Raw genomic sequence first — 14,090 nt, 5'->3', positions numbered from 1 at the left:
CAGTAATCTCTGCGCCCATGGAGCAGAGGCATCTCGGCCGTACCGGCCTTCGTGTGTCCCGGATCGGGCTCGGCACGCTCACCTGGGGCCGGGACACGGACGAGCACGACGCCGCCGACCAGTTGAAGGTCTTCTGGGACGCAGGCGGCACTCTGGTCGACACGGCGGACGCCTACGGGGGCGGGGAGGCGGAGTACCTCCTCGGACGGCTCCTGGCCGGGCTGGTGCCGCGGGAGGACCTCGTGGTGGCCACGAAGGCGGGCAGCGTGCGCGATCCGTACCGCAGGTACAACGGCTCGCGCGGGTATCTGCTGGCCGCGCTGGACGCGTCCCTGGAGCGGCTCGGCACGGACTACGTCGATCTGTGGCAGGTGCACGCCTTCGATCCGGTGACCCCGCTGGAGGAGACGCTCCAGGCACTGGACCTGGCAGTCACCTCCGGCCGGGTGCGGTACGCGGGGGTGTCCAACTTCTGCGGCTGGCAGCTGGCCAAGGCGGCGACCTGGCAGCTCGCGGCGCCCGGGGCACGGACCCGGCTGGCGAGCACGCAGATGGAGTACTCCCTGCTGCAGCGCGGTGTGGAGCGCGAGGTGCTGCCCGCCGCCCTCGACCTCGGGGTGGGGCTGCTGCCCTCGTCCCCACTGGGGCGCGGCGTGCTGACCGGCAAGTACCGCACGGGTACCCCGTCCGGTTCGCGCGGAGCCTCCGAGCAGCTGGCGCCCTTCGTGGAGCCGTACCTCGACGACGCGGCGAGCCGCATCGTCGAGGCGGTCGCGACGGCGGCCGACGGACTGGCCACCACCCCGCTGCAGGTCGCGCTCGCCTGGGTGCGCGACCGGCCGGGCGTGGCCGCACCGGTGATCGGCGCGCGCAACGCGCAGCAGCTCACCGAGGCTTTGTCAGTGGAGACGCTTACGCTTCCTGACGAGATCTGCCAGGCGCTCGACGACGTGTCGGCGCCCGTGCACCGCTATCCGGACCAGGACTGGAGCACGCTGTGACTGCGCTTCCCCGGGGGGAGACCCCGGGCCACTCGGCCGAGGACACCGAGGACACCGAGGACACCGGGAGCACCGGGAGCACCGGGGACCGCCCGGGGCTGCCCGAGGGCGGCTCGGAGGAGTCCTCGGGGCTGCCCGTCGACGTCGCGGACGGTTCCGCCGACGATCCGGCCGGCGGTTCCGCGTCGGGCGAGACCCCCGAGGCCACCACCGCGGGCGAGGCGGGTGACCCCCCGGCGGTGTCCGAGGCGCAGGCCGAACTCGCCGCCCAGCGCGAGCTGCGCCGGCGCATCGAGCAGCGGAAGACCGAGAAGGCCGGTCCCATCGCGGCGGGGACGCGGCTGAGCGGCACGGCCGCCGAGCTGCTGGCCGCCGTCCGGGCGGTGGAGAGCGGCCAGAAGACCGCCTCCGCGTTCTACGAGGCTCCTCCCGCCCCCGCCCCCGCCGCGCGCCCTGCCGCTCAGGTGGCGGACCGCCCCCGCGCTCCCCTCCTCCGGTCCGCCTCCGCCGCACCGGTGCCTCAGGAGGTACCGCAGGAGGCCGTGGATGCGGTACGCGCCGTGCTGTCCGGGGCGGGCGGCCCGGCGGCGCTGGCTCCGGCAGCCGCCCGGACGCTGGGCGAGCAGGCGGCCGAGGTGCTGCGGCAGGACCCCTGGCAGCTGCTGGCCGTCCCCGGCGTGCGCCCCGAGCAGGCGGACGGGTTCGCCCGCGCCCTGCTGGGGCCGGAGTGCGGTCCCGACGACGAGCGCCGGACCGGCGCGCTGGTGGGATGGCTGCTGGAGCAGGCCGCCGTGCGTGGCCACACGGCCCTGGACCTCGTCACGGTACGGGCCGCGCTGGCCGGACACGGAGTGACGGACCCGGAGACGGCCGTGGACGACGCGGTGGCCGAGGGGGTCGCGCTGCTCTTCGAGGAGGGGGTGGACCCGGCCGGGGCCGAGGAGCCCGTCGAGGAGTCCGCAGCCGGGAACGCCGACGACGAAAGCGCCGGCACCAGCGGTGAGGCCGACGACGAGAACGCCGGTGGGCGGGCATCGGGCCCCGCTCTGCTGGGGCTCGACCGGTATGCCCTGGCCGAGGAGAGCCTCGCGGACGGTCTGGCCCGCCTGGCCAACGCGTGCGGGAAGGGCGCCGACTGGACGGACGCGGCCTCGGCGGCCCCCTCGCCCTCGGCCGCGGAGCTGATCCGTGCGGTCGCGGGCGCGGGCCTGGTCGTCCACGCCGGGGGTGAGGCGGCCCGCGCGGAGCCCGCCGCCCTGCTGGTGGCGGCCCACGGGCTCGGCCTGCGCGCGCTGGGCGCCACCCACAGCACGGACGGCCGCCGCCGGCTGGCCGCCGGGGCCGGGGACCCCGGAGCGGCCGTCACGCTCGCCGGACTGCTCTCCGGCACCGAGGGCCCCGGCCGGGACGAGGAGGGAGCGCTCGCGCTCGACCTGCTGGTGGTGCTGGACGCCCCGCAACTGGACGTGGAGACCGCCGCGGCGCTGGTGGAGGCTCTCGCGGACGGAACGCGGCTGGTACTGAGCGGCGACCCGGGGGTGCTGGGTTCGGCCGGGGCGGGCCGCGTCTTCGCGGACGTGCTCGCCGCCCGGGCCTGCCCGCAGGTGATCTCCCGCACACCCGATCCCGGGCCCATCGGCGAGCTGGTCTCCGGCATCGGCATCGGTGAGCTGAACCAGGTCGAGGCGCCGGGCAAGGAAGTGGTGATCGTGCCGGTGCGGGACGCGGGCGAAGCCGTCCACCGCACCGTGCAGCTGGTCGCCGACTCCGTACCGCGCGCGTTCGGCATCGACGCCGCGGACACCCGGGTGATCACCGTGGGCCACGGCGGCCCGGCAGGTACCCGGGCGCTGAACGCGGCGCTCAAGGAGCGTCTCAACCCCGGGCCCGGCCGGTTCGGCGGCTTCGACCCGGGCGACCGGGTGGTCCACGTGCCCTCGCCCGGCCGGACCGTACCCGCAGTCGTGGTGTCGGCCGACGCCGAGGGGCTGCGACTGGACTGCGAGGGCACCGAGGTCGTCGTACCGCAGGGCCGGGTGGCCTCCGCGGTCCGGCACGGCTGGGCGCTCAGCGCCCACCAGGCGGCGGGGACGCGCTGGCCGGCCGCGGTCGTCGTGCTCCCCGGGGACGCGGCGCAGGGACTCAGCAGGCCATGGGTGTACACCGCGTTCGGCCGGGGCGAGCGTCATCTGTCCGTGGTGCACGGCGTGGACCGGGCGCTGCCCAGGGCCGTGGCCGAGATCCCGGCACAGGAGCGCACCACACGGCTGCGCGCCCTCCTGGAGGCGCTGCCGACACCCGAAGCCTCGTCCTGAGGGTTGTCCCGGAGGAAGCCCCGCGGTGCCTCGGACAGGCCGGTGGCCCGGTGCGTCGCGCACCGGGCCACCGGCCTTCCGTGAGCCGTCGGGCTCAGTCGAGTGTGGTCAGGCCCCGGACGGGAGGTCGTCCAGTTCGTCGTCGTCGGGATCGTCGTCCAGGTCGTCGTCGAAGACCGAGCTGACGTCGAACCGGCACACCACCAGTTCCGGGTCCACGTCGTCGAAGGGGGTCCCGAGCCACTCGCCCGGTTCCGCCGTTTCCTCGGCCGCGGCGATCCAGAGCGTGGAGTCCCCCTCGGCGAGGCCGAACTCCTTGTGGCGGGAAGCGATCTCGTCGGGTTCGTACTCGCCGAACAGCACGCCGAGCGCGGCGTGGACGCTGGTACCGACGACCGCGGCGTGGCCGGTGTCGAGATCGTCCGGATCGGCGTCCGCGAGGCGTTGCGCCTGGGCGAGCAGCCGCTGCGGGTCCTCCACCGCGTAGTCGCGCCGGATCAGCACGCTGAGCGCGCTCGGCTCGGCCGGTCCGGCGTACGGGGGCAGGGAGTCGTCCGCGCCCGGGATCTCGAAGGGAGTGACTTCGTCGTGCCGTTCGTAGAGGAGTTCGTCGTAGACCTCGGCGGCGGCGGCGAGAGCGTTGAACGCTTCGTAGACGGCGGGGTCCTCGTCCCCGCTACGGCGTTCGACCGCGTCGAGGTGACGGTCGATCGCGGCTTTGACCGCTTCGGCGGCGGCACGTACCTCGGCAGCGGTGGGCTGCGCAGCATCAGACATGAGGCAGACGCTATCCGTACCGGGGCTCTGCCCGCACAATAGATGCGATGCCGGAATACGAATTTGTCGACGTGTACGTGCCGCGCGGGGTCTCCCGCAAGGATGCGGCCCGACTTTTGACCGACCACGCCGAGTACGGGCACTGGGAGTTGGACCGCCTGACGCTCCGCCACGACGGCAGTCGCAGGGTGCGGCTGCGACGGAGGATCATCCGCCAGCTCAGGGCCACTTGGTGACGCCAGGAGCGGGCCCCGCGACCGCGGGACCCGCTCCCCTCCCTCATGCCCGGCACCGGGCGCGGGGCGCCTGAGTCCGGACCGCGGCGGGCTCGCGCGCCCCGGCCCGGTCCGAACGGTGTGGCCCCTCCCGGTTCCGGTCCCGGGCGGTCCGCCTAGGCGGCGCTGCGCGAGCGGCGGTAGAACACCGCGCCGGCGCCGGCGAGCAGCATGCCCGCGCCGGCCGGGATCAGCATGCTGAGGTCACCGGCACCGGTCTCCGCGAGCTGCGGAGGAGTGTGCACCTCGGGGGCGGGCGGCTCGTGGGCCGGCGGAGCGACGGGCTCCTCGGGCGGCGTGACCGGGACCTCCGGTACGACGGGCGGCGGAACGTACGTGGCGTCGTTCGCGCAGTCGTTGCCGAAGACCGGGTTGAGCAGACCCACGACGTCGACGGAGTTGCCGCAGACGTTGACGGGGATGTCGACCGGTGCCTGGACGCTGTTGCCGGAGAGGATGCCGGGAGAGCCCTGCGCGACCCCCTCCGCCGTGGCTCCGCCGCCGCCGAGCGCCTTGGTGGAGTCGGTGGCGCGGTGCTTGCCGGTTCCCGGGGCGTTCTGGCCCTGGTGCGCCGAGGTGTCTCCGGCGCCCGCGTGCGGGGAGCCGGACGTCCGGCCGGTGCCGCCGCCGGCCACGGAGCCGCCCTGCGACGTATTCGTGCAGCTGTTTCCGAATGCCGGGTTGAGCAGACCGACGACGTCGACGGAATTCCCGCAGACGTTGACCGGAACCTCGATCGGAATCTGGATGCTGTTCCCGGACGCCACTCCCGGGGAGTTCGTCGCGGCGGCAGCCGCTCCGGAGTCGGCGTGCGCGTAGCCCCCACCGAGTGCGAGCACTCCGCCCGCTGCCGCCATGGTGATCAGGCCTTTACGAGTGACCTGTCGCATAGGTGTTTTCCTGCCTTCTGCACTTCCGAATTACCCCCGGACACGACCGTGCGAGGGCCGAATGCCGGTCGGCCCCGGAGCGCATGGCGCGCGCTCCGGGGCCGACCGGGCTCAAACCCTTACGGGTTGACGCTCAACGTCAGGCGTTGACGCAGGTGTTGCCGAAGGCCGGGTTCAGGAGCCCGATCACGTCGATGGTGTTGCCGCACACGTTCACCGGAACGTGGACGGGGACCTGAATGACGTTGCCCGAGATGACGCCGGGGCTGCCGATGGCGGCACCCTGGGCACCCGCGTCGGCAACGGCCATGCCGGCACCCGCGAGCACGAGACCACCGGTGACAGCCGCAGCGGCGGCAATCTTCTTGATCATTGTTCCTCCTCGTTGGAAATGCGGTCCCAGCCGCGGACCGCATCACCTGTAACGAGGAGAAATTCAGAGGGCTACGAGCCCAACCCCCCTTTCACTCTTTCCGGTGAGGCACGGACAGGCGGGCGAATCACGTCACCGGGGCGGGTCGGAAGCGGGGAGTACCGCCTCAGCTGTGGTCGATGAAGCGGTCCAGCACCCGTACGCCGAACTGCAGGCCGTCCACCGGTACACGCTCGTCCACCCCGTGGAACATGCCGGCGAAGTCGAGCTCCGGCGGCAGCTTGAGCGGCGCGAAACCGAATCCCCGGATGCCCAGGTCGTCGAAGGACTTGGCGTCCGTGCCGGCCGACAGCATGTACGGCACGGCCCGCGCGATCGGGTCCTCGGCCACCAGGGCCTTCTGCATGGCGTCCACGAGGGCGCCGTCGAAGGTCGTCTCCAGCGCCTTGTCCGCGTGCACGTCCTCGCGCCGCACGTTCGGGCCGAGGATCCGGTCGATGTCGGCGAGGAACTCCTCCTCGTAACCCGGCAGGAAGCGGGCGTCCACGTGGGCGGTCGCCTGGCCCGGGATGACGTTGACCTTGTAGCCCGCGCCGAGCTGTGTCGGGTTGGCGGTGTTGCGCAGGGAGGCACCGATCAGCTTGGCGACGCTGCCCAGCCTGGCGAGGGTCTCCTCCATGTTCTCCGGGTCGAGCTCGATGCCCAGGGCGTCCGAGAGCTCGTCCAGGAAGTGGCGCAGGGTCTTGGTGACCCGGACCGGGAACTGATGGCGCCCGAGCCGGCCGACCGCCTCGGACAGCTCGGTGATGGCGTTGTCCTTGTGGATCATCGAACCGTGCCCGGCGGTGCCGTCCACGGTCAGCTTCATCCAGTGCATGCCCTTCTGGGCCGTCTCCACGAGGTAGAGGCGCAGCTGCTCGTTGACCGTCAGCGAGAAGCCTCCGACCTCGCTGATGGCCTCGGTGACGCCCTCGAAGAGCCCCGGGTGGTTGTCGACGAGGTAGCGGGCGCCGTACGTGCCGCCGGCCTCCTCGTCCGCGAGGAACGCCAGCACGATGTCGCGCGGGGGCTTGCGGCCACTGCGCATCCGCTCGCGGACGACCGCGAGCGTCATGGCGTCCATGTCCTTCATGTCCACCGCGCCGCGTCCCCAGACGCAGCCGTCCGCGATCTCGCCGGAGAAGGGGTCGTGGGTCCAGTCGGCCGCATTGGCCGGGACGACGTCCGTGTGTCCGTGGATGAGGAGCGCGGGCCGGGAGGGGTCCTCGCCCTCGATCCGGGCCACGGTCGACGCGCGGCCCTTGTGCGATTCGAAGATCTGCGGTTCCAGCCCGACCTCGGCGAGCTTCTCCGCGACGTACTCCGCGGCGAGCCGCTCGCCGGGGCCGGAATGGTCCCCGTAGTTGCTGGTGTCGATCCGGATCAGCTCACGACAGAGGTCCACGACCTCGTTCTCGGCGTTGCCGGTCTTCCCGGACGGACCTGCCTGGGAGGCGCTGCTCTCGCTCACACTGATTCCTTCCACTGTCACGGTGGTGCTCCCCCTCATCCTCGCGCGCCGGCCCCGCGCAGCCCAAGGCCGTCCCCCCGACGACATGTGCCCGTCACACAGGCCGCCCCGCGGGCGGAACCCGGGCGGGAACGAGGTCGGCGCGGGGGTGCCGACGGGGTGGCCCCGGGGGTGATCGAGCGCCCCCGAATGTTTGGTATTGTTTTCCACGTCGGAACGGGACAGGAACAACGGCCCCGAGAACGGCAGACACCTTGTCCGGGTGGCGGAATGGCAGACGCGCTAGCTTGAGGTGCTAGTGCCCTTTATCGGGCGTGGGGGTTCAAGTCCCCCCTCGGACACCAGTGAGAGACCCCAGTTGATCTGGGGTCTCTCTGCGTTTGTGGGAGTGCCGTCGTCCGGCAAACCCGTCGGTCCCGGCGCACCGGCGGGCGGTGCCGTCGCGTCTCACGGGGTGCGCGGCCGGAGGATCAGGTCCGCGACAAAGACGTCTTCGCCGCCCTGCACGATGAATGGGCCGTGCACGAACGACAGGCGTGCGTCACGCCAGGTACATGGAATCGACAGGTCCCGGGTTCCACGCCCCCTCCCGGCACGGGACGGGGCGGTCCCGGCACTGGACGGACACCGTGGGCGGCGGTCTGTTCGGACCGTGCGCGCCGGCGCGTGCCCCGCGTCGTGGGCGTCGCGCTCGGGCTTTCGCGGCCGTCCGGCCCGGTGGCGTACCTTGTGGGTGCCCGGACCGCCGAACGACAGCGGCTCCGGGACGGTTCTCCACGGGCCGGCGGGCCGCCGCCGGGCACCGCCCTCCCCGCCGCCCACGGGCACAGCGCCCGGCCTTCGTCCGTCGCGGCCGAGCGGTGCCCTCACCCGTCATCCGTCACCGGAAAGGCCCCTCGATGCCCCGCCCCGCGTCCGCCCGCCCGTCGCCCGTACCGGTGACCGGGGGCGGCCCTCCCCTGCCGCCGCGGCTCCGGGAGGGGGCCCGGTGAGGGGCCGCCGGAAGTCCACCGCCTCGCCGCTGCCGCAGCGGCACGGCGTCGATCCCGTGCGGGTGCGGCTGCCCGTGGACCCCGAGGGGGCGTGGGCGACCGTGGGCGACCATCTTCGGGAGCGGTTCGGTGCCGCGGTCGGGCCGGCGCGGGTGGAGGCCATGCTGGCGGAGGGGCTCTTCGTCGGAGCGGACGGGCGGCCGGTGCCGGGGTCACGGCCGTACGAGAGCGGGCTCGGGCTCTGGTTCCACCGGGAGTTCGCGCCCGAGGAGCCGGTGCCGTTCCCGGTCGGGGTGGTGTACCGCGACGAGCACGTCGTGATCGCCGACAAGCCGCACTTCCTCGCCACCACGCCGCGCGGCCGGCACGTGACGCAGACGGCGGTGGCGCGCCTGAGGCACGAGCTGGGGCTGCCGCACCTCCAGCCCGCGCACCGGCTGGACCGGCTGACGGCGGGCCTGGTGCTCTTCGTCGTACGCCCCGAGGACCGGGGCGCGTACCAGACGTTGTTCCGGGACCGGCTGGTACGCAAGGAGTACGAGGCGGTCGCCGGGTACGACCCGGGGCTGGTGCTCCCCCGGACCGTGCGGAGCCGGATCGTGAAGGAGCACGGGGTGGTGGCCGCGCGTGAGGAACCGGGCGAGCCGAACAGCGAGAGCCGGGTCGAGCTGCTGGAGCACCGGGGCGGCCTCGGCCGCTACCGGCTGCTGCCGGCCACCGGGCGCACCCATCAACTGCGCCTGCACATGAATACGTTGGGTCTGCCGCTGGTCAACGACCCGCTCTACCCGGTGGTGGAGCCGGAGGGCGCGCCGGACGACTGGTCGCGTCCGTTGCAACTCCTGGCGCGGGCGCTGGAGTTCACCGATCCGGTCACCGGCGGGCCGCGCCGCTTCAGGAGCGGGCTGCGGCTCTCCGCGTGGCCGGACCGGTGACCGGGACGGCTCGCGGCGGTCAGTGACCGCGTGCGATCCACTCCTCCAGGTGCGGGGCCTCCGCGCCGATGGTGGTGGAGTCGCCGTGTCCGGTGCGGACGGTGGTGTCCGCCGGGAGGGCGAGCAGCCGGTCCCGGATCGAGTCGACGATCGTGGGGAAGTGCGAGAACGACCGGCCGGTGGCGCCGGGGCCGCCCTGGAAGAGGGTGTCCCCGGTGAAGACCGTGGCCAGCTCGGGGGCGTACAGGCAGACGGCTCCCGGGGCGTGGCCCGGGGTGTGCAGGACGGTCAGCCGGACGCCGGCGACCTCGATCTCCTGGCCGTCAGCCAGTTCGCCGTCGGGCGTGCGGTCGGGGTGCGTCTGCTTCCACAGCGGCAGGTCGTCCGGGTGGAGCAGCACCGGGGCGCCGGTGGCCTCGGCGAGGGCCGGGGCGGCGTCGATGTGGTCGTTGTGCGCGTGGGTGGAGACGATGGCGCGCAGCGTGCGTCCGCCGAGGGCGGTCAGAATGGCGTCGGCGTCGTGGGCGGCGTCGATGACGATCGCCTCGTGGTCGTCGCCGACGATCCAGACGTTGTTGTCGACGTCCCACTCGCCGCCGTCGAGGGCGAAGGTGCCGGAGGTCACCAGGTGGTCGATGCGGGCGGCCATCAGAAGACCACCACCGAACGCAGCACGTCGCCGTCGTGCATCCGCTCGAAGGCGCGCTCGACGTCGCCGATGCCGATGGTCTCGGTGACGAACGCGCCGAGGTCGATCCGGCCCTGCTGGTGCAGGTCGACGAGCATCGGGAAGTCGCGGGACGGGAGGCAGTCGCCGTACCAGGAGGACTTCAGCGAGCCGCCGCGGCCGAACACGTCGAGGAGCGGGAGTTCGAGGCGCATCTCGGGCGTGGGGACGCCGACCAGGACGACGGTGCCGGCCAGGTCGCGGGCGTAGAACGCCTGCTCGTACGTCTCGGGGCGGCCGACCGCCTCGATGACGACGTCGGCGCCGTTGCCGTCGGTGAGGGCGCGGATCGCCTCGACCGGGTCGCCGGTGCGGGAGTTGACGGTGTGCGTGGCACCCATCTTCTTCGCCGTCTCCAGCTTGCGGTCGTCGATGTCCACGGCGATGATCTTCGCCGCGCCCGCGAGCCGTGCGCCCATGACGGCGGCGTCGCCGACGCCGCCGCAGCCGATGACCGCGACGGAGTCGCCCCGGCCGACCTCACCGGTGTTGATGGCGGCGCCGATGCCCGCCATGACGCCGCAGCCGAGCAGACCGGCGACGGCCGGGGACACCTCGGGGTCGACCTTGGTGCACTGCCCGGAGGCAACCAGGGTCTTTTCCGCGAACGCGCCGATGCCGAGCGCCGGGGAGAGTTCGGTGCCGTCGAGCAGCGTCATCTTCTGCTTGGCGTTGTGGGTGTTGAAGCAGTACCAGGGACGTCCGCGCAGACAGGCGCGACACTGGCCGCAGACGGCCCGCCAGTTGAGGATGACGAAGTCGCCGGGCGCGACGTCGGTGACACCCTCGCCGACCGACTCCACGACGCCCGCCGCCTCGTGGCCGAGGAGGAAGGGGAACTCGTCGTTGATGCCGCCCTGCTTGTAGTGCAGGTCGGTGTGGCAGACCCCGCACGCCTGGATCTTCACCACGGCCTCGCCGGGTCCGGGATCGGGGATCACGATCGTCTCGACCCGCACCGGCTCGTTCTTGCCCGGCGCGATGACACCTTGCACCTGCTGCGGCATAACCCTGGTCTCCTTCTGAAGTGGCGGCCCCGGGCCGTGCCGGACCCGTTCCCGCCGGGCGGGATGGTCCGCACGGCCCGGGCCCCTGCGACGTCCGACCGCTGTCCGAAGATCGAACTCGGACAAAGGTACGCGCTGCGGGGTGGGCGTGCGCGGACACGGGCGGGCGTTCAGGGCGCGAGTACGTCCAGTTCGTCCAGGGCGCCGAACGCGATCTCGCGGGTGAGTCGCCCGGCGGCCTCCGCGTCCCCCTCGCGTACCGCCTCGGCGAGCTTGACGTGCAGGGTCACCGCGGCCGGGTCGGGGTCCTCGAACATCACCTGGTGATGGGTACGGCCGGCCAGGACCTCGGCGACGACGTCCCCGAGCCGGGCGAACATCTCGTTGCCCGAGGCGTTCAGCACCACCCGGTGGAAGGCGATGTCGTGGCGGAGGTACTCCTCCAGCCGCTGGCCGCGCGAGGTCTCGACCATGCCGAGGGCGCACTCGGTGAGGGCCGCGCACTGCGCGGGGGAGGCGTACCGGGCGGCGAGCGAGGCGGCGACGGGCTCGATCGCGGACCGGAGCACGGTCAGCGAGCGGAGCTGGCGCGGGCGGTCGGCGCCGGCGAGCCGCCAGCGGATGACCCTGGGGTCGTAGACGTTCCACGCCTCGGTGGGGCGTACGGTCACGCCGACCCGGCGCCGGGACTCGACGAGGTGCATCGACTCCAGGACCCGGACCACCTCGCGGACGACCGTGCGGGAGACCTCGAACCGCTGGGCGATCTCGTCGGTGCGCAGTACGTCGCCGGGACTGCGCTTCCCCGAGGTGATCTCCAGACCCAGGGCGTCCAGCACATGCGTATGGAGCCCCTGGCTCGTCGTGGTCATGGGGCAAGGGTACGGGGCGATTCCGGGACACCCCGGGCGGCCTTCGGCGGGGGACGCCCGCGTCCGGTGTGACGGGCACGGGGCCGGGGCAGGCGCCGGATGCGGGTGCCGCTCGGGGGCCGGAAGCACGCCGACGGGTCGTCCCGGGCGGGCTGGGACAACCTCCGGGTCATTAAGTACGACGTTTAGGTCACACTCACTTGAATAAGTACGACCTTATGAGTTTCAGTAATCCCGACGGACCGATGTCGAAGAAGACAGCGAGGCACCAATGAGCACCCCCCACGTCGTCGTGGTGATGGGCGTGGCAGGGACCGGCAAGACCACGATCGGCCCCCTGCTCGCCACCGCGCTGGGCGTCCCGTACGCCGAGGGCGACGACTTCCACCCCGAGTCGAACATCGCCAAGATGTCCGCCGGTACCCCGCTGGACGACTCGGACCGCTGGCCCTGGCTGGACGCCATCGGGCAGTGGGCGCACGGCCGGGCCGGGCTCGGCGGTGTCGTCTCCAGCTCGGCGCTCAAGCGCGTCTACCGCGACCGGCTGCGCGCCGAGGCGCCGGACGCCGTCTTTCTGCACCTGACCGGGGACCGCGCCCTCATCGAGGGGCGGATGTCCGCGCGCAAGGGGCATTTCATGCCGACCGCGCTGCTCGACTCGCAGTTCGCCACCCTCCAGCCGCTGCAGGCGGACGAGGCCGGCGTCGAGGTCGACGTGACCGGCACCCCCGAAGAAATAACCGAACGGGCCGTCGCCGCACTGCGCCGGCTCGGAAACTAAGGACCCCTCACCGTGACCAGTCTCAGCGTCGAGACGTTGGCAGCGGACGCCGTCGATCCCATCACCTCCGCGGGCAACGCGCAGTTGGGCATCGCCGTCGTCCTGGGCATCGCCGTCATCGTCCTGCTCATCACCAAGTTCAAGCTGCACGCCTTCCTGGCGCTCACCATCGGCTCGCTGGCGCTCGGCTCCTTCGCCGGGGCACCGCTGGAGAAGACGATCGCCAGCTTCACGGCAGGGCTCGGCTCCACCGTCGCGGGCGTCGGGGTCCTCATCGCCCTGGGCGCGATCCTCGGCAAGCTGCTCGCCGACTCCGGCGGCGCCGACCAGATCGTGGACACCATCCTCGCCAGGGCGAGCGGCCGGGCGATGCCCTGGGCGATGGTGCTGATCGCCTCGATCATCGGTCTGCCGCTCTTCTTCGAGGTCGGCATCGTGCTGCTGATCCCGGTGGTGCTGCTCGTCGCCAAGCGCGGCAACTACTCCCTGATGCGGATCGGCATCCCGGCGCTCGCCGGCCTCTCCGTGATGCACGGGCTGATCCCCCCGCACCCCGGCCCGCTCGTCGCGATCGACGCACTCGACGCCAACCTCGGTGTCACGCTGGCCCTCGGTGTGGTCGTCGCCATTCCGACCGTGATCCTCGCCGGTCCGGTCTTCTCCCGCGTCGCCGCCCGCTGGGTGGACATCAAGGCGCCCGAGCGCATGGTCCCCGAGCGTGCCTCGGAGGAGCTGGAGCACCGGCCGAGCTTCGGCGCGACACTGGCCACCGTGCTGCTGCCGGTCGTGCTGATGCTGGCGAAGGCCCTGGTCGACATCGTCGTGGACGACCCCGAGAACGGCGTCCAGAAGGTCACGGACGTCATCGGCTCCCCCCTGATCGCCCTGCTCGCCGCCGTGATCGTCGGCATGTTCACGCTGGGCCGGGCCGCCGGGTTCACCAAGGACCGGCTGGCCGGCACCGTCGAGAAGTCGCTCGCCCCGATCGCGGGCGTGCTGCTCATCGTCGGCGCGGGCGGTGGCTTCAAGCAGACGCTGATCGACGCCGGCGTGGGCCGGATGATCCTGGAGTTCTCCGAGAACTGGTCGATCCCCGCGCTGCTGCTCGGCTGGCTGATCGCGGTCGGCATCCGGCTCGCTACCGGTTCGGCGACGGTGGCCACCATCTCGGCGGCCGGTCTGGTCGCCCCCCTGGCGGCCGACATGTCGACCGCGCACGCCGCCCTGCTGGTCCTCGCGGTCGGCGCGGGCTCGCTCTTCTTCAGCCACGTCAACGACGCGGGTTTCTGGCTGGTGAAGGAGTACTTCGGGATGGACGTCGGTCAGACGGTCAAGACCTGGTCGGTGATGGAGAGCATCATCTCCGTCTGCTCGCTGGTCTTCATCCTGCTTCTCTCCCTGGTGTTGTAGGACCCCACGCGGGTCCCTGACGGCCCCGCCCCGCTTCACCGGGTGGGTCGCGCCGGGAGCCGACGCCCCCGGCGCGACCACAGGCGCCCGACCGGTCCGGAACGCATGCCCATACATGCTTCCCGGACCGGTCGGGGGCGGGGGGGGGGGCGGGGGGCGGGGCGGCCGCGGGGGGCCCCCCCCCCACCCCCACCGCCGGCGCCGCCGGCGGCCGGGGCCGGGCGC

The 14,090-nt window shown here is 72.8% G+C and carries 13 protein-coding genes and 1 tRNA gene; 7 read left to right on the top strand and 7 right to left on the bottom strand.

The features are described 5' to 3' along the window. The first annotated feature begins 17 nt into the window (after positions 1-17). Positions 18-1,001, top strand: coding sequence for an aldo/keto reductase (locus ACFZAX_RS27115; RefSeq protein ID WP_390964890.1), 984 nt, complete (start codon positions 18-20; stop codon positions 999-1,001). Next, positions 998-3,316, top strand: a complete 2,319-nt coding sequence (locus ACFZAX_RS27110) for a helix-hairpin-helix domain-containing protein (protein ID WP_390964889.1) — start codon at positions 998-1,000, stop codon at positions 3,314-3,316. Before ACFZAX_RS27115 ends, ACFZAX_RS27110 begins: the two co-directional genes overlap by 4 nt. A gap of 108 nt (positions 3,317-3,424) precedes the next feature. Here the strand turns inward: ACFZAX_RS27110 and ACFZAX_RS27105 are convergent, their stop codons facing one another. Next, the gene (locus ACFZAX_RS27105) at positions 3,425-4,093 is read right to left on the bottom strand and encodes a hypothetical protein (RefSeq protein ID WP_390964888.1); all 669 of its coding nucleotides are present in this window, start codon (positions 4,091-4,093) and stop codon (positions 3,425-3,427) included. A 47-nt stretch (positions 4,094-4,140) separates the two neighbouring features. Between ACFZAX_RS27105 and ACFZAX_RS27100 the strand changes: the two genes are divergently transcribed. Further along, on the top strand, positions 4,141-4,329 hold the full coding sequence (locus tag ACFZAX_RS27100; RefSeq protein ID WP_266702672.1) for a DUF5703 family protein: 189 nt from the start codon (positions 4,141-4,143) through the stop codon (positions 4,327-4,329). A 155-nt stretch (positions 4,330-4,484) separates the two neighbouring features. Here ACFZAX_RS27100 and ACFZAX_RS27095 read toward each other — a convergent pair whose 3' ends face one another. From ACFZAX_RS27095 to ACFZAX_RS27085, 3 genes are all read right to left on the bottom strand, one after another. Next, positions 4,485-5,258 carry a chaplin family protein gene (locus ACFZAX_RS27095; RefSeq protein WP_390964887.1) on the bottom strand — a complete coding sequence of 258 codons (774 nt, stop codon included), beginning with the start codon at positions 5,256-5,258 and terminating at the stop codon, positions 4,485-4,487. A 139-nt stretch (positions 5,259-5,397) separates the two neighbouring features. Further along, a complete protein-coding gene (locus ACFZAX_RS27090) occupies positions 5,398-5,631 on the bottom strand; it encodes a chaplin (protein ID WP_358762009.1) in 234 nt (77 codons plus the stop codon). A gap of 166 nt (positions 5,632-5,797) precedes the next feature. Continuing rightward, positions 5,798-7,141 (bottom strand): M20/M25/M40 family metallo-hydrolase, encoded by a 1,344-nt coding sequence (locus ACFZAX_RS27085; protein WP_390964886.1) that lies wholly within the window; start codon positions 7,139-7,141, stop codon positions 5,798-5,800. A 256-nt stretch (positions 7,142-7,397) separates the two neighbouring features. On the opposite strand from ACFZAX_RS27085, the gene ACFZAX_RS27080 reads away from it, so the two are divergent. Beyond that, positions 7,398-7,485: transfer RNA gene (locus ACFZAX_RS27080), tRNA-Leu, on the top strand. Positions 7,486-8,129: 644 nt separating this feature from the next. Then, the gene (locus ACFZAX_RS27075; protein ID WP_390964885.1) at positions 8,130-9,068 is read left to right on the top strand and encodes a pseudouridine synthase; all 939 of its coding nucleotides are present in this window, start codon (positions 8,130-8,132) and stop codon (positions 9,066-9,068) included. 19 nt (positions 9,069-9,087) lie between these two features. Here ACFZAX_RS27075 and ACFZAX_RS27070 read toward each other — a convergent pair whose 3' ends face one another. The 3 genes from ACFZAX_RS27070 to ACFZAX_RS27060 all read right to left on the bottom strand — a co-directional run bounded on the left by ACFZAX_RS27070 (position 9,088) and on the right by ACFZAX_RS27060 (position 11,674). Then, positions 9,088-9,717 (bottom strand): MBL fold metallo-hydrolase, encoded by a 630-nt coding sequence (locus tag ACFZAX_RS27070; RefSeq protein WP_390964884.1) that lies wholly within the window; start codon positions 9,715-9,717, stop codon positions 9,088-9,090. After that, the gene (locus tag ACFZAX_RS27065) at positions 9,717-10,802 is read right to left on the bottom strand and encodes an S-(hydroxymethyl)mycothiol dehydrogenase (protein WP_390964883.1); all 1,086 of its coding nucleotides are present in this window, start codon (positions 10,800-10,802) and stop codon (positions 9,717-9,719) included. The genes ACFZAX_RS27070 and ACFZAX_RS27065 overlap by 1 nt, the downstream gene beginning before the upstream one ends. A 170-nt stretch (positions 10,803-10,972) precedes the next feature. Beyond that, the gene (locus ACFZAX_RS27060) at positions 10,973-11,674 is read right to left on the bottom strand and encodes an FCD domain-containing protein (protein WP_390964882.1); all 702 of its coding nucleotides are present in this window, start codon (positions 11,672-11,674) and stop codon (positions 10,973-10,975) included. Between the two features lie 271 nt (positions 11,675-11,945). Between ACFZAX_RS27060 and ACFZAX_RS27055 the strand changes: the two genes are divergently transcribed. Together ACFZAX_RS27055 and ACFZAX_RS27050 are read left to right on the top strand one after the other, a co-directional pair. After that, the gene (locus tag ACFZAX_RS27055) at positions 11,946-12,455 is read left to right on the top strand and encodes a gluconokinase, GntK/IdnK-type (RefSeq protein WP_390964881.1); all 510 of its coding nucleotides are present in this window, start codon (positions 11,946-11,948) and stop codon (positions 12,453-12,455) included. 12 nt (positions 12,456-12,467) lie between these two features. Next, positions 12,468-13,865, top strand: coding sequence for a gluconate:H+ symporter (locus ACFZAX_RS27050; protein ID WP_390964880.1), 1,398 nt, complete (start codon positions 12,468-12,470; stop codon positions 13,863-13,865). The last annotated feature ends 225 nt before the right edge of the window (positions 13,866-14,090 follow it).

The sequence above is a fragment of the Streptomyces sp. NPDC008125 genome (genome assembly GCF_042957125.1).
Taxonomy (GTDB): domain Bacteria; phylum Actinomycetota; class Actinomycetes; order Streptomycetales; family Streptomycetaceae; genus Streptomyces.
This window is presented reverse-complemented; position numbering and strand designations above follow the sequence as displayed.

Bases quoted from the DNA above. Each gene is read 5' to 3' on its own strand.
- ACFZAX_RS27055 (WP_390964881.1), top strand. From the start codon at position 11,946: ATGAGCACCCCCCACGTCGTCGTGGTGATGGGCGTGGCAGGGACCGGC.
- ACFZAX_RS27070 (WP_390964884.1), bottom strand. From the start codon at position 9,717: ATGGCCGCCCGCATCGACCACCTGGTGACCTCCGGCACCTTCGCCCTC.
- ACFZAX_RS27090 (WP_358762009.1), bottom strand. From the start codon at position 5,631: ATGATCAAGAAGATTGCCGCCGCTGCGGCTGTCACCGGTGGTCTCGTG.
- ACFZAX_RS27060 (WP_390964882.1), bottom strand. From the start codon at position 11,674: ATGACCACGACGAGCCAGGGGCTCCATACGCATGTGCTGGACGCCCTG.
- ACFZAX_RS27065 (WP_390964883.1), bottom strand. From the start codon at position 10,802: ATGCCGCAGCAGGTGCAAGGTGTCATCGCGCCGGGCAAGAACGAGCCG.
- ACFZAX_RS27095 (WP_390964887.1), bottom strand. From the start codon at position 5,258: ATGCGACAGGTCACTCGTAAAGGCCTGATCACCATGGCGGCAGCGGGC.
- ACFZAX_RS27115 (WP_390964890.1), top strand. From the start codon at position 18: ATGGAGCAGAGGCATCTCGGCCGTACCGGCCTTCGTGTGTCCCGGATC.
- ACFZAX_RS27105 (WP_390964888.1), bottom strand. From the start codon at position 4,093: ATGTCTGATGCTGCGCAGCCCACCGCTGCCGAGGTACGTGCCGCCGCC.
- ACFZAX_RS27100 (WP_266702672.1), top strand. From the start codon at position 4,141: ATGCCGGAATACGAATTTGTCGACGTGTACGTGCCGCGCGGGGTCTCC.